Annotated in this window: 13 protein-coding genes and 3 pseudogenes; 13 read left to right on the plus strand and 3 right to left on the minus strand. The window is 62.2% G+C overall.

Translation table 11 applies throughout. From position 1 onward, the window contains the following. Positions 1–12: 12 nt before the first annotated feature. A pseudogene (vgrG, locus tag JN403_RS25470) lies at positions 13–2,298 on the minus strand (type VI secretion system tip protein VgrG); the annotation flags it as partial. A 239-nt stretch (positions 2,299–2,537) separates the two neighbouring features. Here vgrG and JN403_RS12640 point away from each other — a divergent pair. The 4 genes from JN403_RS12640 to JN403_RS12655 all read left to right on the plus strand — a co-directional run bounded on the left by JN403_RS12640 (position 2,538) and on the right by JN403_RS12655 (position 7,858). After that, positions 2,538–3,566 (plus strand): pyridoxal-phosphate dependent enzyme, encoded by a 1,029-nt coding sequence (locus tag JN403_RS12640; RefSeq protein ID WP_205487166.1) that lies wholly within the window; start codon positions 2,538–2,540, stop codon positions 3,564–3,566. A 150-nt stretch (positions 3,567–3,716) separates the two neighbouring features. Beyond that, positions 3,717–5,057 (plus strand): MFS transporter, encoded by a 1,341-nt coding sequence (locus JN403_RS12645; protein WP_205487167.1) that lies wholly within the window; start codon positions 3,717–3,719, stop codon positions 5,055–5,057. A 285-nt stretch (positions 5,058–5,342) separates the two neighbouring features. After that, positions 5,343–6,581: an MFS transporter gene (locus JN403_RS12650; protein ID WP_205487168.1), complete on the plus strand. Its 1,239-nt coding sequence runs from the start codon at positions 5,343–5,345 to the stop codon at positions 6,579–6,581. Continuing rightward, positions 6,575–7,858, plus strand: coding sequence for an arsenic transporter (locus JN403_RS12655; protein ID WP_205487169.1), 1,284 nt, complete (start codon positions 6,575–6,577; stop codon positions 7,856–7,858). The genes JN403_RS12650 and JN403_RS12655 overlap by 7 nt, the downstream gene beginning before the upstream one ends. Here JN403_RS12655 and JN403_RS12660 read toward each other — a convergent pair. Beyond that, positions 7,821–8,806, minus strand: a pseudogene (locus JN403_RS12660) (DUF1853 family protein). The gene JN403_RS12655 and the pseudogene JN403_RS12660 sit on opposite strands and share 38 nt — an antisense overlap. Positions 8,807–9,110: 304 nt before the next feature. Here JN403_RS12660 and JN403_RS12665 point away from each other — a divergent pair. The 9 genes from JN403_RS12665 (at position 9,111) to pepN (ending at position 17,663) form a co-directional block, all read left to right on the plus strand. Continuing rightward, entirely contained in the window at positions 9,111–10,001 is an 891-nt protein-coding gene (locus tag JN403_RS12665) for an NAD(+) kinase (protein WP_037011709.1), read from the plus strand. Then, positions 10,001–10,972 (plus strand): metallophosphoesterase, encoded by a 972-nt coding sequence (locus tag JN403_RS12670; RefSeq protein WP_205487170.1) that lies wholly within the window; start codon positions 10,001–10,003, stop codon positions 10,970–10,972. Before JN403_RS12665 ends, JN403_RS12670 begins: the two co-directional genes overlap by 1 nt. A gap of 42 nt (positions 10,973–11,014) precedes the next feature. After that, positions 11,015–12,364, plus strand: coding sequence for an ATP-binding protein (locus JN403_RS12675; RefSeq protein ID WP_205487171.1), 1,350 nt, complete (start codon positions 11,015–11,017; stop codon positions 12,362–12,364). Beyond that, on the plus strand, positions 12,364–12,849 hold the full coding sequence (locus JN403_RS12680) for a hypothetical protein (protein ID WP_205487172.1): 486 nt from the start codon (positions 12,364–12,366) through the stop codon (positions 12,847–12,849). Before JN403_RS12675 ends, JN403_RS12680 begins: the two co-directional genes overlap by 1 nt. Further along, positions 12,849–13,487 carry a tetratricopeptide repeat protein gene (locus JN403_RS12685; RefSeq protein WP_240356915.1) on the plus strand — a complete coding sequence of 213 codons (639 nt, stop codon included), beginning with the start codon at positions 12,849–12,851 and terminating at the stop codon, positions 13,485–13,487. The genes JN403_RS12680 and JN403_RS12685 overlap by 1 nt, the downstream gene beginning before the upstream one ends. Continuing rightward, positions 13,445–13,771: a hypothetical protein gene (locus JN403_RS25475; RefSeq protein WP_240356916.1), complete on the plus strand. Its 327-nt coding sequence runs from the start codon at positions 13,445–13,447 to the stop codon at positions 13,769–13,771. The genes JN403_RS12685 and JN403_RS25475 overlap by 43 nt, the downstream gene beginning before the upstream one ends. A 78-nt stretch (positions 13,772–13,849) precedes the next feature. Beyond that, positions 13,850–14,110, plus strand: coding sequence for a DUF1315 family protein (locus JN403_RS12690; RefSeq protein WP_205487173.1), 261 nt, complete (start codon positions 13,850–13,852; stop codon positions 14,108–14,110). Next, positions 14,107–14,937 (plus strand): DUF2797 domain-containing protein, encoded by an 831-nt coding sequence (locus tag JN403_RS12695; RefSeq protein WP_163022093.1) that lies wholly within the window; start codon positions 14,107–14,109, stop codon positions 14,935–14,937. Before JN403_RS12690 ends, JN403_RS12695 begins: the two co-directional genes overlap by 4 nt. A gap of 29 nt (positions 14,938–14,966) precedes the next feature. Further along, positions 14,967–17,663: an aminopeptidase N gene (gene pepN, locus JN403_RS12700; protein WP_205487174.1), complete on the plus strand. Its 2,697-nt coding sequence runs from the start codon at positions 14,967–14,969 to the stop codon at positions 17,661–17,663. A gap of 239 nt (positions 17,664–17,902) precedes the next feature. Here pepN and JN403_RS12705 read toward each other — a convergent pair. Continuing rightward, positions 17,903–19,365 (minus strand): annotated as a pseudogene (locus tag JN403_RS12705) (aldehyde dehydrogenase family protein). Positions 19,366–19,502 lie beyond the last annotated feature (137 nt).

A 19,502-nucleotide genomic window follows, 5' to 3' on the forward strand; every position in this document is an offset into this window, starting at 1 on the left:
GGCCTTCAGCACGTAAGCGGCCCGGTTATAGATATTCCCCGGCGCCCCCAGCTCGATCTCGCCATCCTTGATACGGATGAATGCGCCACCGCAATTCAGGAGGAGCTCTTCCGGGGCGCTGATTTCGATCCGGCCGGCGAGGCTTTCAATCTTGATGTCGTGCTGGGCGAGCGCGTGCAGTGCGGCACTTTGGGCGTGAAGCTGGACGTCGCCCTGAACCGCTTTTAATTGCAGCCCCTTGGTCACAGCGCACAGGCTGATCCCACCCTCGGCGGTGCCGGTGATGTTGCGTCCGGCGCTGAGGTCGGTTGAGCGTGATGAGGTGATGGCGACGCTTTCACGACCGGAGGAAACGCAGATGGCTTCGGGGCTGACCATGCCGATGCCGGCCGGCGCGTGGAGTAGCAGCCCGGGCTCGGTGAGGTGAGTTAGCGCATCGTTCAGTTGCGTTTGGCCGCTTGTATCGGCGGGAATGGCGCCCGCACTCTTTGCAGCCTGGGCCATGGTGCGGGCCATGGACAACGCGCTTTCAAGCTGCTCGATTGCAGCGTCCATATCGAGCTGCTGACCGTGCGCCTTGGTCTGTTCATCCGCACTGATAAGCAGCCCGCTTCCCGCCCGAATCGCGCCCCAACCATCGGTGCGCAACTCAAACCCTTCGCCGCGTTTATCCTTCTCGTTGTCGACCAGATGCCCGAGGTTCAGCTGGCTCTTGCCGCTGTGTTCGGTGCTGAGTTTGATGTGTTCCTTGCCGCGATCATCTTCCATGCGCAGCTTGTTGTTGGCAGGGGTGCGCAGGACGTTGCGTTTGTAGTCGCTGCGCAGCAGCGTCACATGGTCGGGATGGCGATTATCGTGAAGGGCATGGGCGATGTAGGGCCGGTCCGGGTCACCTTGCTCAAACGCGATGGCTACTTCGGTGCCGCAGATCAGCGGCAGGTGCAGGCCGTGGGTGTCGCCGGCATACGGACGGGCAAGCCGCAGCCACAGACTTTCCTCACCGAGTTTCCAGCTATCGCGGTCGAACAGAAAGCTGACCTTGTAACGACCTTCGCTGTCGATGTGGCTGTAGGGATCGTTGGCCAGCGAGCTGGTGACACGGGCCGGAACAGTGCCGGCTATCGCAGGCTTCGCCAGCAGCGGAGGCCGAACACACACGCTCTCTGAATAAGGAATCGCCTCAAAGCTCAGTTCAAAGCTTCGATCCCGCGCTGCACGCAGCTTCAATCCAGTGATCACCGCCCCCGGTTCAAAAGCCTGAGGCGCCCCACCGGAAATCGCCAGCACCTGCGCCAATCCCAATGTAGCGCTGCTGCTAATCCCACTCAGCCGCGTTTGGTCATTCAAATACCGCTCATGCCGCAATCGGGCATAGAAAAATCCGCTTTCGCCTTCTAAATCCTCGTCCTGATCCAGCTTGTGACCGAGCATCTTGTACGGCTCAGCATAGTGATACGCCTCGCCATAAGTTGTGGTGTCACCCCGCGTCTGATCAACATCCCCATCCAGCCATGCGTTCGCATCCCGATGGTGATAAGCCCGAAAGTGAACGCTCTTCTCCACCACCTCATGGCTAACCTGCAGCCCCCAAACCCCATCCGCGCCACTGCTGCCCAACCCCGACTGCGGCCGGTAAGGCAAGCTAACCCTAGGTCTGACGTAATGACGCTGATCATCATGAAACTCGACCACCGCGATACCCAGTCGCTCGTCATTACTAAAGCGATACCAGATCCCCACCTCGGCCAACAACCGCGAAATAAACGCCAGATCGCTCTCGCCGTATTGCATCACCTGCTCGCGCTTCGGGTAGTCCCGCACCAGCGTGAACAGAAAATCCTGCCCCTTAAAGTCATGCCGAGTGCGCAAAATACTCTCGACAATCTGCGGCACCGATTGATGCTGATAGATCCGAAACTGCCGCCCGCGCGCCAGCAACGCCAGGCGCGGCTCCAATGTCACTTCATAGCGCGCCTCGTCAGCGGAACCGGACAGCCGCTTGAAGCCGGTGATGACCCCATGCAACGTCCGCAACGCTTCAACCCGAGGGACCGGCAACCCACGAATCGCAACAGGCAACGTATGTGCCGCCGCATGCAGGCTGAACTGAGCGGTCTTCCCCAGCACCCGATCAGCCCCAATGTCCTGCTCGACCGAAGTAAATTCCACGCGGTAATGAAACGGCCGGCTCAGCCGTTCCTCGCCCTCGAAGGCCAAGACGTCGAGCGCAAAGGGCAAACGATGAACAACAAGCTTATGGCGACTGTGATCGAAGAAAGGCGGCAACACGGTGAGCATGAATGAGCGTCCCTGGCAGGAGAATGCGCCCCCGACCGGTCCATAAAGAACCGATCAACTCATCCATGACAGGGGCTGAAGCGGGCGAAGATGAGGCATTCCTCACCGTCATTCCATAGACAAAACACGAACGGGACGCGTCCTAATAGAGATCAGGAAATGCCCTACACGGCCTCCTAAATCGAGACCCCGCGCGACGAGTGCTAGACTCCCGCACCGTCCATAGCCCGACCGATTTCATGTTCCTTCTCTCCTCACACCTGCCGTCCGCACCGCTGCAACCGCTCAATTTCGACTGGCTCCAGGCAGCCGGCGTGGAGGCGGCGATCCTGCGGCTGGACCTTGTCGATCCGCTGATCAGCGGCAATAAGTGGTTCAAGCTCAAGCACCATCTGGCGGCGGCTGAACAGGCCAGGGCACAGGGCGTTATCAGCCTGGGCGGCGCGCATTCCAATCACCTGCATGCGCTGGCGGCGGCGGGCAAGCGCTTTGGGTTTGCCACGGTCGGGCTGGTGCGGGGGCATGCGGTCGAGACGCCAACGGTGCTGGATCTGCAGGCGTTCGGGATGGAGCTGCACTGGCTGGGTTACGCCGGGTATCGCGCGCGGCATGACGCGGATTTCTGGGTACCGTGGCGCGAGCGTTATCCGCATCTGTTTCCGGTGCCTGAAGGCGGCGGCGGGCTTGACGGTGCGGTGGGCTGCGCTGAAATCGTCGAACAGGCGCGCAGCCAGCTTAGCGATTTGGGGTGGGGAGATTACGACGGCTGGTGGTTGGCATGTGGCACCGGCACCACCCTTGCCGGACTGGTGCTGGCAGAGGCGGGCCAGCATGAGGTGATTGGCGCGATGGCGGTGCCAGAAGGTCATGGTGTTGAGGGTAATGTGGAGGGCATTCTTGAAGCTTTCGCGAGCAAGCTCGCTCCCACAGCGACGGTGTCATTGTCGAGCCTGGCGACCTTGGCCGAAAATGATCAGACGGCACTAAGCGCCCCTCCGCCTGCGAGTTTTAAATCTCAGGGTTACCGCTTGCTCGACGCCAGTCGTGGCGGCTTTGCGAAGACCGAGCCCGGGTTGCTGGATTTCATTGCGCGGCACGAAGCCGAATCCGGTATCCCCCTCGAACCGCTGTACACCGGCAAGGCATTGCTGGCGCTGCACGAAGAAGTGATCTCGGGCCGGATCGCCGAGGGCACGCGGCTGATCTTCCTGCACACCGGGGGATTGCAGGGCAGACGGACTTTCGAATCTGCGTTGGCACATCCCTGACGCCGGCGCGAGCATCCGGGCACTGGCACGAATCCTGCGGCCCACACCCTCCGATAGGTCGGTCCTGAGTACGTCGGCGACATTTCTGGAGTCGGGCGGGCAGGGCGCTGTACCGATAATCGGATCTTTCCCACGCGCGCCGAGGTTTCCATGACCACTCCCGTCCTTGAGCAGGTTGATCCTGCCACCCTGAGAAAAGTCATCGTGGCGGCCGCCATCGGCAATTTCGTCGAATGGTTCGACTTCGCGGTGTACGGCTTTCTGGCCACGACCATTGCCCAGCAGTTCTTCCCCAGCGGCGACGCCAGCGCCGCGTTACTGAAAACCTTCGCGGTGTTCGCCGTGGCTTTCGCGTTTCGTCCCTTGGGCGGGGTGTTCTTCGGCATGCTGGGCGACCGCATCGGCCGCAAGCGCACCCTGGCGTTCACCATTCTGTTAATGGCCGGGGCGACGACCATCATCGGTCTGCTGCCGACCTACGCGGCAATCGGCGTCATGGCGCCCATCTTGCTCACCCTCATCCGCTGCGCCCAGGGCTTCTCCGCCGGGGGCGAGTACGCAGGGGCGTGCGCTTACTTGATGGAGCACGCGCCGCGCACGCAACGGGCGTGGTACGGCAGCTTCGTGCCGGTCTCGACCTTTTCGGCGTTCGCGGCGGCGGCGATCATTGCCTACGCGCTGGAAGCCTCTTTGAGCACCGAAGCCATGGGCAGTTGGGGCTGGCGGCTGCCGTTTCTGATCGCAGCGCCCTTGGGGCTGGTCGGGCTGTACCTGCGCTGGAAACTGGACGAAACCCCTGCGTTTCAGGCGGTCAAGCAGGAACACGCGGTCGCCCATTCACCGCTCAAGGAAACCCTGCGCAATCACGGCGCGGCGATTTGCTGCCTGGGCGCGTTCGTGTCGCTGACGGCGCTGTCGTTCTACATGTTCACCACCTACTTCGCGACGTACTTGCAGGTCGCTGGCGGACTGAGTCGTGCGACCGCGCTGCTGGTGTCGTTGATTGCGTTGCTGTTCGCGGCGGCGATCTGCCCGGTGGCCGGAGCATTTTCCGACAAGGTCGGGCGACGCAAGACGGTGCTCAGCACCTGCGTCCTGCTGATCGTGGTGGTGTATCCGTCGTTTCTAATGGCCAGTTCGGGTTCGTTTGTGGCGTCGATCGTCGGCGTAATGTTGCTGGCGATTGGCGCTGTGCTCTGTGGCGTGGTGACGGCAGCGCTGTTGTCGGAGACCTTTCCGACGCGCACCCGTTACACCGCTTCGGCGATTACCTACAACATGGCGTACACGATCTTCGGCGGAACGGCGCCGTTGATGGCGACCTGGCTGATTGGCGCGACGGGCAGCAACCTGGCGCCGGCGTTTTACCTGATCGTGATTGCGCTGCTGGCGCTGGCGGGTGGGCTGGCGTTGCCGGAGACGTCCAAAGTATCGCTGCATGATGTGGAAGGTTCGTTGACTGCGCGGGGGAGATTGCAGACGGCGGTTTGACTGGGGCTCCACCGTGCTTGCGAAGGAGACGGTGTGCCTGGTGGATGTTGGGCGGATCGCACGCTGTCTTCGTGAGTAAGCTCACTCCCACAGGATTTGCCTTTGCTTGACAAGAGAGTGGTGTCAAAAAGCTTAAGGTGTTCTGACACCACGCAACCCAACGCACAAATCCGCAACAAAACATGGCAGCGGCGCCCCAAAAAATGGCACATTGGCGACCCCTTGTGCCGCTGACATGTTCTGTAACGAGTCCGACGGCGCATCAACGTTCGATGGATGGACCTGATGGCCGTTACCCGCCCTGCAACCGTGCCCGCGACCGATACTCAACCCGTTCCCGCCCCGCAATCAACGCCATCAAGCCCCTTGGTCATGCGCATCATTGGTGCGGTGGCGCTGGCGCATCTGCTCAATGACTTGATCCAGTCGATCCTGCCCTCGATCTACCCGATGCTGAAGGCCTCCTACGGCTTGAGCTTCACCCAGGTCGGTTTGATCACCCTGACGTTCCAGGTCACGGCGTCGCTGCTGCAGCCCTGGGTCGGTTATTACACCGATCGCCATCCCAATCCGTTGGTGTTGCCAGTCGGCTCGTTGTGCATTCTGGGCGGGGTGATGATGCTCGCGACCGTGGGCAGTTTTCCGCTGATCCTGCTCGCCGCAGGGTTGATCGGCATCGGCTCGTCGACCTTCCACCCAGAAGCCTCGCGCATTGCCCGGCTGGCCTCAGGCGGGCGCTTTGGTCTGGCGCAGTCGAGCTTTCAGGTGGGCGGCAACAGCGGATCGGCCATCGGGCCGTTGCTCGCGGCAGCGATCATCATTCCGTTCGGTCAGGGGCATATCGCCTGGTTCGGGCTGGTGGCGCTGTTTTCTGTGGGCCTGTTGTACGCCATCAGCCGCTGGTACAAGGCCCATCTGGCGCTGTTCAAGATCAAGGCCGGCCAGGCGGCGACACACGGATTGTCGAAACGTCGGGTGACCGGCGCGTTGGTGGTGCTGGCGCTGCTGGTGTTCTCCAAGTATTTCTACATGGCCAGCTTCACCAGCTACTTCACCTTCTACCTGATCGACAAATTCCAGCTGACGGTCGCCAGCTCGCAGTTGCATCTGTTCATGTTCCTGGCAGCGGTGGCGGCGGGCACGTTCTTCGGCGGGCCGATTGGCGATCGCATTGGCCGCAAGGCGGTGATCTGGTTCTCGATTCTGGGCGTGGCGCCGTTCACCATTGCGCTGCCGTACGCCGACCTGTTCTGGACCAGCGTGCTCAGCGTCATCATCGGTTTCATTCTGGCTTCGGCGTTCTCGGCCATCGTCGTTTACGCCCAGGAACTGGTGCCGGGCAACGTCGGCATGATCGCCGGCATCTTTTTCGGCCTGATGTTCGGCTTCGGCGGCATCGGCGCCGCATTATTGGGTCACCTCGCGGACCTTCACGGCATCGTCTATGTCTACACGCTGTGCTCCTACCTGCCGCTGTTGGGCATCCTCGCCATCCTGCTCCCGAGAACTTCAAAAAGATGTTGATAGCCGTCGCGATTTTTCTGGTCACCATCACCCTGGTGATCTGGCAACCCAAGGGCCTTGGTGTCGGCTGGAGTGCAACCTTTGGCGCAGTGCTCGCCCTGATTTTCGGGGTGGTGCACCTGAGTGACATCCCTCAGGTCTGGCACATCATCTGGAACGCCACCGGGACGTTCATTGCGCTGATCATTATCAGCCTGCTGCTCGACGAGGCCGGGTTTTTCAACTGGGCCGCGCTGCACGTGGCGCGCTGGGGCAACGGCAAGGGCCGGCGGCTGTTCGCGTTTATCGTGCTGCTCGGCGCGCTGGTGTCGGCGCTGTTCGCCAACGACGGCGCCGCGCTGATCCTCACCCCCATCGTCATGTCGATGCTGCTGGCGCTGCGCTTTTCGCCGGCGACCACCTTGGCCTTCGTGATGGCGGCAGGGTTCATTGCCGACACCGCGAGCCTGCCGCTGGTGGTCTCGAACCTGGTCAATATCGTGTCCGCCGACTATTTCGGCATCGGTTTCAACCGCTACGCCTCAGTGATGGTGCCGGTGAATCTGGTCAGCGTCGCCGCCACACTGGCGGTGCTGATGCTGTTCTTCCGCCGCGACATCCCGAAGACCTTCGACGCCTCGCAACTGGCCGAACCGTCTTCGGCGATCAAGGACCGCGCGACCTTCATGACCGGTTGGTGGGTGCTGGGGATTCTGCTCGTGGGCTGCTTTGCCCTGGAACCGCTGGGGATTCCCATCAGCGCCATCTCCGCCGTGTGCGCCGCGATCCTGCTGGGCATCGCCGCCAAGGGCCACCGCATCTCGACGCGCAAGGTATTGAAAGACGCGCCGTGGCAGATCGTGATTTTCTCCCTGGGCATGTACCTGGTGGTGTACGGCCTGCGCAATCAGGGCCTGACCGATTACCTCGCGACCTGGCTCGATCGCTTCGCTGAACACGGTTTGTGGGGCGCGGCGATGGGGACGGGGATATTGACGGCGCTGCTGTCGTCAGTGATGAACAACCTGCCGACGGTGCTGATCGGCCTGTTGTCCATTGATGCAAGCCACGCCCACGGCGTGCTGCAGGAAGCGATGATTTACGCCAACGTCATTGGCAGCGACCTCGGTCCGAAAATTACCCCGATCGGCAGCCTCGCGACGCTGTTGTGGCTGCATGTGCTGGCGAAGAAGGGCGTGACCATCGGCTGGGGCTATTACTTCCGCGTCGGCATCGTGCTGACCGTACCGGTGCTGTTGATCACTCTGGCGGCGCTGGTGCTGCGACTGAGTCTGTAACGCGGTGCGGGTCCGGCAGGTTCGGCCACAGGTCCGACACCAGAAACAGCCGCTCGGCCTCTTCCCAGTGGCCGTCGGGATGGCGGGTCAGGCGCACCAGCAGTTGCGCCGGCGCCAGCGGGTCGAGGGCGTTTAGCCAGTCCTGAAACTGGCCCGGTGTCCAGGCGTCGTCGCAGCGCGCCGGCGCCAGCCAGGCCGGACGCGGCAGCAATTGCCAGCGGCCCTCCAGGCTGTTTTTTGCGTAGACCTGCCAGTCCTTTTGATGCAGCCACCTCCCCCGCAGATGCTCGGGGTGGGCACCTCGGGGCCAAGCTGCGGTGTTTGGCCAGGGATAAAACAGATAACCCGCCAGCCAGAGCGACGCGTTGAAGGTGTCCACCCCCGTTCGGCGAGTATCGCGGTGCTTTCCGGGCGCGCTGACATGGGCAGTTGATGCTGATTCAGGTGCGCGAGTTTCAAATCCAGCCGGTCGAGGGCGCCGGGGCCGAGCCAGTGGGCCGGATCGTCGCCGTCCTGATCCTCAACCCCCAGATACAACTTGATCGCCAGCTCGACGTGGTGAACGCCATGCCTGTCACGCAGCAGCAGGTCCAGTTCGCCCAGGGTGCGGCCTTCGCCCTGAATGGGCAGATTCGCCGCGAGCAGTTCCACGCCGGGCGCGTGCTGGATTGCGAATTGCCAGAGCCGCTCGTAATACAGCCCCAGCCGCCGCGTCGAGCTTCTCGCCAGCCAGTCGTTGAGTGCGCTGTCGTCTTGATCCAGCTGCGTTAAAAAAGCTTCGAGTGCTTCGGGGTGATGCACCCAGTCGCTGCCGCTGAGCGGGTGACGCTGGGGCCATTGGGTTTCAGCCAGCAGGGGCGGTGACAGGACCACCCACGCCAGGTCACGCACGGCGGGCGTAAGAAGCTGACGGGGCAGGGCGCTCAGGGTCGGGAACGGAGTATTCATCGTGGCAGGATAGCGGGTGAGGGGCGGTTGCAGCCACCCGATCATTTTCGCCGTCGATGCCCGACGCCATTTACCTGTTTGATGCGAGTCCCGTGTGGGAGCAGGCTTGCAGGCGAAAGCGATTAACCAGCACTCAATACGCCGACTGACATACTGCATTCGCCAGTAAGCCGGCGCCTACGGACGCTTTGTTTATGCGGCGACGTTGAGGGGATAGCACGGAGGGCAGAGCGCTTCATTTGCCGCACCCGACCCCTTCGCCCATAATCGCGTTCTTTACACGCATCACGCCTGCGGGAGCCCCATGGAGCAATTTCGAAATATCGGCATCATTGGTCGCCTGGGCAGTACCCAGGTGGTGGAGACCGTTCGCCGACTCAAGAAATTCCTGATATCGCGGCACCTGCATGTGATCCTCGAAGACGCCATCGCCGAGGTCCTGCCGGGGCATGGTCTGCAGACGTCTTCGCGCAAGATGCTCGGTGAAGTCTGCGACATGGTCATCGTCGTCGGCGGCGATGGCAGTCTGCTCGGCGCCGCCCGTGCGCTGGCCAAGCACAACGTGCCGGTGCTGGGCATCAACCGTGGCAGCCTGGGCTTCCTGACCGACATCCGCCCCGACGAGCTGGAAGTCAAAGTCGCCGAAGTGCTCGACGGCCACTATCTGGTGGAAAACCGCTTCCTGTTGCAGGCCGAAGTGCGCCGCCACGGTGAAGCGATCGGCCAGGGTGACGCGCTCAACGACGTGGTGCTGCACCCCGGCAAATCCACGCGGATGATCGAATTCGAAATCTACATCGACGGCCAGTTCGTCTGCAGCCAAAAGGCCGATGGCCTGATCGTTGCGACGCCCACCGGCTCCACGGCCTACGCGCTGTCGGCGGGCGGCCCGATCATGCACCCCAAGCTCGACGCCATCGTCATTGTGCCGATGTACCCTCACACGCTGTCCGGCAGGCCGATTGTCGTGGACGGAAACAGTGAGCTGAAAATCGTTGTCTCAAAGGACATGACGATATACCCACAGGTTTCCTGCGATGGCCAGAACCACTTCACCTGCGCGCCGGGTGACACCGTGACCGTGAAAAAGAAGCCTCAGAAGCTGCGACTCATTCACCCGCTCGATCACAATTACTACGAAGTCTGCCGCACCAAACTCGGTTGGGGCAGTCGGCTTGGCGGCGGGAGCGACTGATGCTCGATCCCGCGCGTGGCTACGATCTGATCGGTGACGTGCATGGTTGTGCCCAGACCCTTGAGCACTTGCTCGACACACTTGATTACCGCTTTCAGGCCGGCGTCTGGCGCCACCCTGAACGCATCGCCGTGTTCCTAGGCGACCTCATCGACCGCGGCCCGCGCATCCGCGAAACGCTGCACATCGTCCGTGACATGGTCGAGGCCGGCCAGGCGTTCTGCATCATGGGCAACCATGAATTCAACGCGCTGGGCTGGAGCACACCGGCGCCGCCCGACAGCGGCCACCAGTGGGTGCGCGAACACACGCCGCGCCATGCCCGCCTGCTGGGCGAAACCCTGGCGCAGTTCGAGCAGCATCCGGGTGACTGGCACGACTTTCTGAAATGGTTTTACCAATTGCCGCTGTTCATCGACGCCGAGCGCTTTCGGGTGGTTCACGCCTGCTGGGATGCCAGTCTGATCGAGCCGTTGCGCAGTGTTCACGGCGACGGTCGTATCGACCAGGCCTTTGTGCAGGCATCGGCGGAGCCGGGCAGTTTTGCCAGCGCGGTGTTTGATCGCCTGCTGCGCGGCACCGACATGCGCCTGCCCCACGGCATGACCCTGACCGGCGGCGACGGCCTGACCCGCGCCTCGTTCCGCACCAAGTTCTGGGAAGACGACCCGCAGACCTACGGCGACGTGGTGTTCCAGCCTGACGCGCTGCCGGGACCGGTGGCGCGGCGGCCGCTGTCCCCCAGCGAGAAAAACGCGCTGCTGCGCTACGGCGCCAATGAACCAATGTTGTTCGTCGGCCACTACTGGCGCAGCGGCATCCCCGCGCCTATCCGTCCGAATCTGGCGTGCCTGGATTACAGCGCCGTGCTCTACGGCAAGCTGGTCGCGTATCGGCTGGATCAGGAAACCCAGATCGACCCGAACAAGTTCGTCTGGGTCGACGTGACGCGACCGGAGATGCGGACCTGATGCGCTCGAAAGCACTGTACCTTTTGATTTTGAGGAACCTCCATGGATGATTCGACGTTCGACCAGTTGGAGTCCGCGCTGCAAGCGGCCCCCGGCAACGTCGCACTGCTGACCTTGTTGCTCGACGCCAGTGTTGAGCGCGGTGAACATGAGCGCGGCCTGAAGTTGTTGCCTGACGACCTGGAGCAATGGCTAGCGGTCCCGGCCCTAAAACTGGCTGCGGCCAAACTCTGCCTGGCGGCAGGTGATGCTTCGCGCGCTTTGCAGTTGGCTGAGGGTACCGATGCCAGCACGCGGCTGTTCAAAGCGCGGATTCTGGCCGATCTGGAGCGCCTGATAGAGGCGCGGGTCGAATACCGCGCGGCCATTGAAGCCAACCCGGCGCTGGAAGATGTGGTGTTCTGGCGTCGCTTGAACGTGTCGGTGACGGAAGTGCCCTTCGCTGACGGGCGTCCGCGTTTGCGGGTAATTTCCAACGACGACACCGATCAGAGCGAAGTGACACGCTTGCTACAGCCAGACAACCGAACTGTGACCTTCAGTGACATCGGTGGTCTGGAAGACCTGAAAAAGACCATCCACAAAAAAATTATCCTGCCGTACCAGAAGCCCGGCCTCTTCCAGCGCTTTCGCAAGAAGGTCGGCGGCGGCGTGCTGCTTTACGGACCACCCGGCTGCGGCAAAACCCTGCTTGCCCGGGCCACGGCGGGGGAGTGCAACGCCACGTTCTTCAACATCGCCATCTCCGACGTGCTGGACATGTACATCGGCGAGTCCGAACGCAAACTCCATGCGCTGTTCGAGCAGGCCCGCGCCAAGGCGCCGGCAGTGATGTTTTTCGATGAGGTAGAGGCGTTGGGCGGCAAGCGCGCCAACACCCGTGAATCGACCTCTTCCAAGCTGGTCAGCCAGTTTCTCTCCGAGATGGACGGCTTCACCCAGGACAACAAGGGCGTGCTAATTCTCGCGGCGACCAACGTGCCATGGTCAGTTGACTCGGCGTTCCGTCGTCCCGGCCGTTTCGACCGCGTGCTGTTCGTGCCGCCACCTGACCGTGAAGCGCGGGAAAGCATGCTGCGCATGATGATGAAAGACCGGCCCGTAGCTGACGACATCGATTTCGGCTATCTGGCGAAGAACACCTCCGGCTTCTCCGGTGCCGACCTTGGTGAACTGGTGGAAACCGCTGCAGATGGCGCCATTGAAGACTCGCTCAGCAGCGGCAGTGAACGGGTGATCTGCGACGCGCATTTCAAGGAAGCCCTGAAAGAAGTGCGCGCCACGACTCTGGAATGGCTGACCACCGCACGCAACTACGCGCGCTACGCCAACGAGGGCAATCAATACGATGACGTGCTGGCCTTCCTCGACAAGCACGGGAAGGGTCGCTGATGGCGCGATATGGCGGGTATCGTATCGAGGATGAACCCAGGCCGGGCGCTTTGGCCAAATGGGCGGTGTCACCGTTCTGGCCACTGTTGGGCATGATGCTCGGAGGTGCCTGGCTGGGGCTGCCGTGGTTCGTGTTCAATTCCATTGCAGTGGGCAGTCCGACCCGGGTGCGTGAATGGTGCCTGGCCGGTGTCGCGCTGGTGGGCAGCGTGTTCATCGGGTGGGCGCTGATACAACTGGCGGGATTGGGCTATCTGGCATCCCAGGCCCAAGTGGAATACGCGTTGTTGGTGCCGGTGGTGTGGAAACTGACCATCGGCTACCTGCTATACATGCAGCAAAACCAGACCATCGAGATCTATCAATATTACGGCGGCGAACTGAATCGCCTCGGTCTGCCGCTGGCGCTGATCGGCGGCTTTGTGCTCAAAGGTATGGTCGTGAAGTTTTTGCCTTACACCCTCTGGTACCTGGTGGTGAGCTGATGAACACCGATTATCTACTGCAGCTGGCTTACCAGCGTCTGCAGGCCGACCGCAACGACGGGGCCATCGACGCACTGCGTCAATTGCTGGCCAGCGATCCGGACTCGGCAGAGGCCCACGCACTTCTAGCCATCTGCCTGATGAACATGCGCCGTCTCCACGCCGCTCGCCGCGAAGTGCAGCTGGCTCTGGCTGCCGACGCCTTATTGCCGCTGGCCCATTACGCCGCGGCACAGGTCGCCATGGCCCAGCGTAAGTTCAAATCGGCGGAGGAGCACCTGGCACAACTGTTAGATATGGAGCCTCTCAATCCGCTGAATCATCGCAGCCGAGCCGAGCTTTATCAGTTGACCGGCCGTCTTTCTCAAAGCCGCGAGCCGCTTGAAAAAGCACTGGAGCTGGCGCCAGACGATGCCGCCAACCTGGTGGCCATGGCGCAGTTCCACCGTGAAAGTCATCAATGGGATCAGGCCCACCAATTCGCCCGTCAGGCCTTGGTGGCATCCCCGGCCACCCCGGCGCTGTTGTCGTTCTGGGGCATTTGCTGCTCCGTGAGGGAGACGTTGGCGGCGCACGGGATCACGCGATCTGGGCCTTGCAGGAAAACGCCAACAACGTTGCTGCGCTGCACTTACTGACGGCGGTGAAAGCCCGGGGCAACCTGTTTCTCGGCGCTTGGTGGCGGTTCAACAGCTGGATGAACGAGCGCAGCGCGACCGGAGCGATCATCCTGTTGCTTGTCATGTTTGTGACCTACCGCGTAGCAGTCATCACCCTCACGGCTCAGGGGTATTCACAAGTTGCGCAAGTGATCGACTGGCTGTGGCTGGCATTTGCAGCCTACACCTTCGCCGCGCCACAGATATTCCGGCGTTTGCTGGATAAAGAGCTGGTACAGGTCAAGCTGTCCAAGGAATTCTGACGAGCTGGCATCATGCCCAGTTTCGAATGGTCATAATTGCGCCGATTGAATTGGCGACATTTATCTGAGGTTGTTCACATGTCATCTTTTTCGGAAATGATCGAAAACATCACACCGGACGTCTACGAAAGCCTGAAGCTGGCGGTGGAAATCGGCAAATGGTCCGACGGCCGCAAGCTGACCCAGGAACAACGTGAGCTGTCGCTGCAGGCGCTGATTGCCTGGGAAGTGCGCAACGTGCCCGAGGACCAGCGCATCGGCTACATGGGCCCGCAAGAGTGCGCGTCGAAGTCGGCGCCGGTCCCCAATATCCTGTTCAAATCGGACTCCATTCATTGATTGAAATCGGCAGAGGCTCCGTCAACAAAATGTCCGCGCGGCTTGAGGCCTCGCGGGTGGAATACGCGTTCCGGCTGGGGGATTCACAGATCCCCGTCAACCCGCTGATCGGCAAGACCGTGCGCCTTGAGTTTCTGGGCGCGATTCACTGCAGCCATTGCGGCAAACGCACCAAGACCAGCTACAGCCAGGGTTATTGCTACCCGTGCATGCTCAAGCTGGCCCAGTGCGACCTGTGCATCATGAGCCCCGAACGCTGCCACCACGAACATGGCACCTGCCGCGATCCGGCGTGGGGCGAGCAGTTTTGTATGACCGACCACGTGGTCTATCTGGCCAACTCGTCGGGCGTCAAAGTCGGCATCACCCGCGCCACTCAGCTGCCAACGCGCTGGCTGGACCAAGGGGCCAGTCAGGCGCTGCCAATCGTGCGCTGCGCCACCCGGCAGCAGTCCGGTTTCGTCGAAGACCTGTTCCGCAGTCAGGTGGCCGACCGCACCAACTGGCGCGCGCTGCTCAAGGGCGACGCACCGGCGGTTGATCTGGCGGCGATTCGTCAGCAACTGTTCGAGTCTTGTGCAGAGGGGCTTGTCGCGCTGCAAATGCGCTTTGGCTTGCAGGCCATTCAGGTGATGAACGATGTCGAGCCCATCGAGATCCGATACCCGGTAGAGGCCTACCCGACCAAGATCGTCAGCTTCAACCTGGACAAGGATCCGATCGCCGAAGGCACCCTGTTAGGCGTCAAAGGGCAGTACCTGATCTTCGACACCGGCGTGATCAATATTCGCAAATACACGGCGTATCAACTCGCCGTGCATCAGTAGCCCGTATTAGCAGAAGAAGGGACAACAGCATGCGCACCGACCAGCCGAAAATGATTTACCTGAAGGATTATCAGGCGCCGGAGTACCTCATTGACGAGACCCACCTGACGTTTGAATTGTTCGACGACCACTCGCTTGTCCACGCGCAGTTGGTGATGCGCCGCAACCCGGAGCGCGCCGCGCTGGCCCAGAGCGCGGCCTTGCCACCGCTGGAACTCGACGGCCAGCAGCTTGAGCTGCTGTCGGTGAAATTGGCGGATGTCGACCTGACCGCGGGCGACCTGTCACACAACGGCTACCAGTTGACCTCCGACAGCCTGACCGTGCAGCCGACGTCCGAGACCTTCACCCTCGACACCACCGTGAAGATCCACCCTGAAACCAACACCGCCCTGGAAGGCTTGTACAAATCCAGCGGCATGTTCTGCACCCAGTGCGAGGCCGAGGGCTTCCGCAAGATTACCTATTACCTCGACCGCCCGGACGTGATGAGTAAATTCACCACGACCGTCAGCGCCAACAAGCAGGCGTTCCCGATCCTGCTGTCCAACGGCAACCTGATCGCCGCCGGCCCGTCCGAGGACGGCGACCGCCACTGGGCGACGTGGGAAGACCCGTTCAAGAAGCCGGCCTACCTGTTCGCGCTGGTGGCCGGTGACTTGTGGTGCATCGAAGACACCTTCACCACCATGAGCCAGCGCAAGGTCACGCTGCGCATCTTCGTCGAGCCGGAAAACGTCGACAAATGCCAGCACGCCATGGACAGCCTGAAGAAGTCCATGCGATGGGACGAAGAAGTCTATGGCCGCGAATACGATCTGGACATCTTCATGATCGTCGCCGTCAACGACTTCAACATGGGTGCCATGGAGAACAAGGGCCTCAACATTTTCAACTCCAGCGCCGTGCTGGCCCGCGCCGAGACCGCGACCGACGCCGCCCACCAGCGCGTCGAAGCGATCGTCGCCCACGAATACTTCCACAACTGGACCGGCAACCGCGTCACCTGCCGCGACTGGTTCCAGCTGTCGCTGAAGGAAGGCTTCACGGTGTTCCGTGATTCCGGCTTCTCGGCGGACATGAACTCGGCCACGGTCAAGCGCATCCAGGACGTCGCCTACCTGCGCACCCACCAGTTCGCCGAAGACGCCGGCCCCATGGCCCACGCCGTGCGCCCGGACAGCTTCATCGAGATTTCCAACTTCTACACCCTGACCGTGTACGAGAAGGGCGCGGAAGTGGTCGGCATGATCCACACGCTGTTGGGCGTGGAAGGATTCCGCAAGGGCAGCGACTTGTTCTTCGAGCGCCACGACGGCCAGGCCGTGACCTGCGACGATTTCGTCAAGGCCATGGAAGACGCCAATGGGGTCGACTTCACTCAGTTCAAGCGCTGGTACTCCCAGGCCGGCACGCCGCGTCTGGCGGTCAGCGAATCCTACGACGCTGACGCGAAGACCTACAGCCTGACCTTCCGTCAGAGCACGCCGACCACGCCTGGCCAGCCGGGCGATCAGAAGCTGCCGTTCGTGATCCCGGTCGCTATGGGCCTGCTGGACGCTCAGGGTCAGGAACTGCCGCTGCGCCTGCACGGCGAAGCACCGGCGGTGAACACTTCCCGGGTACTGTCGGTAACCGAAGCCGAGCAGACCTTCACCTTCATCGACATCGACGAACAACCGCTGCCTTCGCTCCTGCGCGGGTTCTCGGCACCGGTCAAACTGAGCTTCCCGTACAACCGCGATCAGCTGATGTTCCTGATGCAGCACGACAGCGACGGCTTCAACCGCTGGGACGCCGGTCAGCAACTGTCGGTTCAGGTGCTGCAGGACCTGATCGCCCAGCACCAGAAGGGCGAGTCGCTGGTCATGGATCAGCGTCTGATCACCGCGCTGCACACCGTGCTGACCGACGACAGTCTGGATCAGGCCATGGTCGCGGAAATGCTCTCGCTGCCGGGCGAGGCGTATCTGATCGAGATCAGCGAAGTGGCTGACGTCGATGCGATCCACGCCGCGCGCGAGTTTGCCCGTCAGCAATTGGCCGACAACCTGAGCGACGCGCTGTGGCAGCGTTACCAGACCAACCGCGAGCTGTCGAAGCAGACGCCTTATGTGGCCGCGTCCGAGCACTTCGCTCGCCGTGCGTTGCAGAACATCGCGCTGTCGTACCTGATGTTGACCGGCAAGCCGGAAGTCCTGGCCGCCGCCATCGACCAGTTCGACACCGCCGACAACATGACCGAGCGCCTGACTGCGCTGGCCGTCCTGGTGAACTCGCCGTTCGAGGCCGAGAAGGCCAAGGCGCTGGAAGTGTTCGCGGAAAACTTCAAGGACAACGCGCTGGTCATGGATCAGTGGTTCAGCGTGCAGGCCGGCAGCGGCTTGCCGGGCGGGCTGGAGCGTGTGAAAGCGCTGATGCAGCACCCGGCGTTCACCCTGAAGAACCCGAACAAGGTGCGTGCCCTGATCGGTGCCTTTGCCGGGCAGAACCTGATCAACTTCCATGGGGCGGATGGCTCGGGCTATCGTTTCCTGGCTGATCTGGTCATCGAGCTGAACGGCTTCAACCCGCAGATCGCCTCGCGCCAACTGGCGCCGCTGACCCGCTGGCGCAAGTACGACAGCGCGCGGCAAGCGCTGATGAAAGCGGAACTGGAGCGCATCCTCGCTTCCGGGCCGCTGTCGCCGGACGTGTATGAAGTGGTGAGCAAAAGCCTGGCGTAAATCGGGCGGATGTTGAAAAGGGCTGTCCGTTTGCGCGGACAGCCCTTTTTTGTGGTGGCTGATTCATGGTTTCAGCGGCTGCGGATGCTGTCTTGCACGCCGATACCTTTGTAGGACTGGCTTTAGCCGGGGAGAGGCCGGTTTGTGCGCCACCCATTTTGCGGTGTGACGAATGACGACTTCCCGGCTGAAGCCGGTCCCCCAATTCGAAACGTCCAAGGATTCCGGCGAGCGGCCGATCAGGCGTTGAAGCCGATAATCGCCTTGGTCTCCAGATACTCCTCAAATCCCATCACGCCGTACTCCCGGCCGTTGCCCGAGCGCTTGTAGCCGCCGAAGGGCGCCATGGGATTCCACGCCGGATGGTTCAGGTGCACCTGTCCGGCGCGGATGCGCGAGGCGACGGCGCGGCCCAGTTCGAGGTCCTGCGCCTGCACGTGGGCGCCCAGGCCGTAGACCGTGTCGTTGGCGATGGCCACGGCTTCGTCGATGGTGTCGTAGGCGAGGATGCACAGCACCGGGCCGAAGATTTCCTCTTGGGCGATGCGCATGGCTGAGTCGACCTCGGAGAACACCGTTGGCTTGGTGTAATAACCTTTTTCAAGCCCCGGCACGCGGCCCGGCCCGCCGCACAGCAGTTTCGCGCCTTCGCTGATGCCGGCCTGGATCATGGCTTGAACGCGGCTGAACTGGGCTTCGTTGGCAATCGGGCCGAGTTGGGTGTCGGGGGATTGCGGGTCACCGACGATCAACGCGTTGGCGGTGTCGGCGGCCAGTGCTTCGACTTCGGCGAGGCGGGCGCGGGGCACGATCATGCGGGTCGGTGCGCTGCACGACTGGCCGACATTGCGGAAGGCCGACAGTACCCCAAGCGGCACGGCTTTGGCGAAGTCGGCGTCGGGCAGCATCACGTTTGGCGACTTGCCGCCCAGCTCCTGGGTCACGCGTTTCACCGTCACTGCCGCCGCTTGCGCGACGAGGGCGCCGGCACGGTTCGAGCCGGTGATGGAGATCATGTCGATGTCGGGGTGGGCGGCTATGGCGGCGCCGACGTCCGCGCCGCTGCCGTTGACCAGATTGAACACGCCGGGGGCAGGCCGGCGTCGTGGACCAGTTGGGCGAACAGCAGGGCGCTTAACGGCGACAGCTCGCTGGGTTTCAGCACCACCGTACAACCGGCGGCGAGGGCCGGCGCGACTTTGGCGGTGATCTGGTAGAGCGGCCAGTTCCACGGCGTGATCAGGCCGCAGACGCCGATGGCTTCCCGCTCGATGGCGGTGCTGCCTTCAACGGTCTGGAAGCGGTAGGTGGACAGCAGATCCCGGGCGACCCGCACGTGTTCGGCGGCCAGCGGCACCTGCATGGCGCGGGAGAAACTGATGGCCGCGCCCATTTCCAGGGACAGGGCCTGGGCCAGCGGCTCTTTGCGCTCAAGGATCAGCGCGTGGATTTTGCTCAGGATCGACGCGCGTTCTACGACCGGCGTTGCCGACCAGCCGGGGAAGGCAGCGCGGGCTGCGGCGACGGCCCGATCAACGTCCTCGGCCGAACCCCGCGCGACCTCGGCGACCACCTCCTCAGTGGCCGGATTGACCACGGGCAAACTGGCGTGGATAGCGGGGGATATCCACTCGCCGTTGATGTAGAACTGCCCGGCGTTTTGCAGCTCGATGCCGTGGGTATTTGAAGCGTATGAGGTCATCCAGCTAGCTCCCTGGAGCGGTGATAAGTGCTGCGAACAGCGAGTCCTGACGTGTCGATACGCTAACAAACCGGCCCAGGCAAAAGATGCCGTTGTTGCGGCCTGCAAGGGAGAATCTGCTGAATCCATCGGTGTTG

This window comes from Pseudomonas sp. 15A4 (assembly GCF_016925575.1).
Classification (GTDB): domain Bacteria; phylum Pseudomonadota; class Gammaproteobacteria; order Pseudomonadales; family Pseudomonadaceae; genus Aquipseudomonas.

Excerpts from the sequence above, each read along its gene's own strand:
- JN403_RS12680 (WP_205487172.1), top strand. The coding sequence starts at position 12,364 with ATGGCGCGATATGGCGGGTATCGTATCGAGGATGAACCCAGGCCGGGC.
- JN403_RS12670 (WP_205487170.1), top strand. The coding sequence starts at position 10,001 with ATGCTCGATCCCGCGCGTGGCTACGATCTGATCGGTGACGTGCATGGT.
- JN403_RS12675 (WP_205487171.1), top strand. The coding sequence starts at position 11,015 with ATGGATGATTCGACGTTCGACCAGTTGGAGTCCGCGCTGCAAGCGGCC.
- JN403_RS12665 (WP_037011709.1), top strand. The coding sequence starts at position 9,111 with ATGGAGCAATTTCGAAATATCGGCATCATTGGTCGCCTGGGCAGTACC.
- pepN (WP_205487174.1), top strand. The coding sequence starts at position 14,967 with ATGCGCACCGACCAGCCGAAAATGATTTACCTGAAGGATTATCAGGCG.
- JN403_RS12650 (WP_205487168.1), top strand. The coding sequence starts at position 5,343 with ATGGCCGTTACCCGCCCTGCAACCGTGCCCGCGACCGATACTCAACCC.
- JN403_RS12655 (WP_205487169.1), top strand. The coding sequence starts at position 6,575 with ATGTTGATAGCCGTCGCGATTTTTCTGGTCACCATCACCCTGGTGATC.
- JN403_RS12685 (WP_240356915.1), top strand. The coding sequence starts at position 12,849 with ATGAACACCGATTATCTACTGCAGCTGGCTTACCAGCGTCTGCAGGCC.
- JN403_RS12645 (WP_205487167.1), top strand. The coding sequence starts at position 3,717 with ATGACCACTCCCGTCCTTGAGCAGGTTGATCCTGCCACCCTGAGAAAA.
- JN403_RS12690 (WP_205487173.1), top strand. The coding sequence starts at position 13,850 with ATGTCATCTTTTTCGGAAATGATCGAAAACATCACACCGGACGTCTAC.
- JN403_RS12640 (WP_205487166.1), top strand. The coding sequence starts at position 2,538 with ATGTTCCTTCTCTCCTCACACCTGCCGTCCGCACCGCTGCAACCGCTC.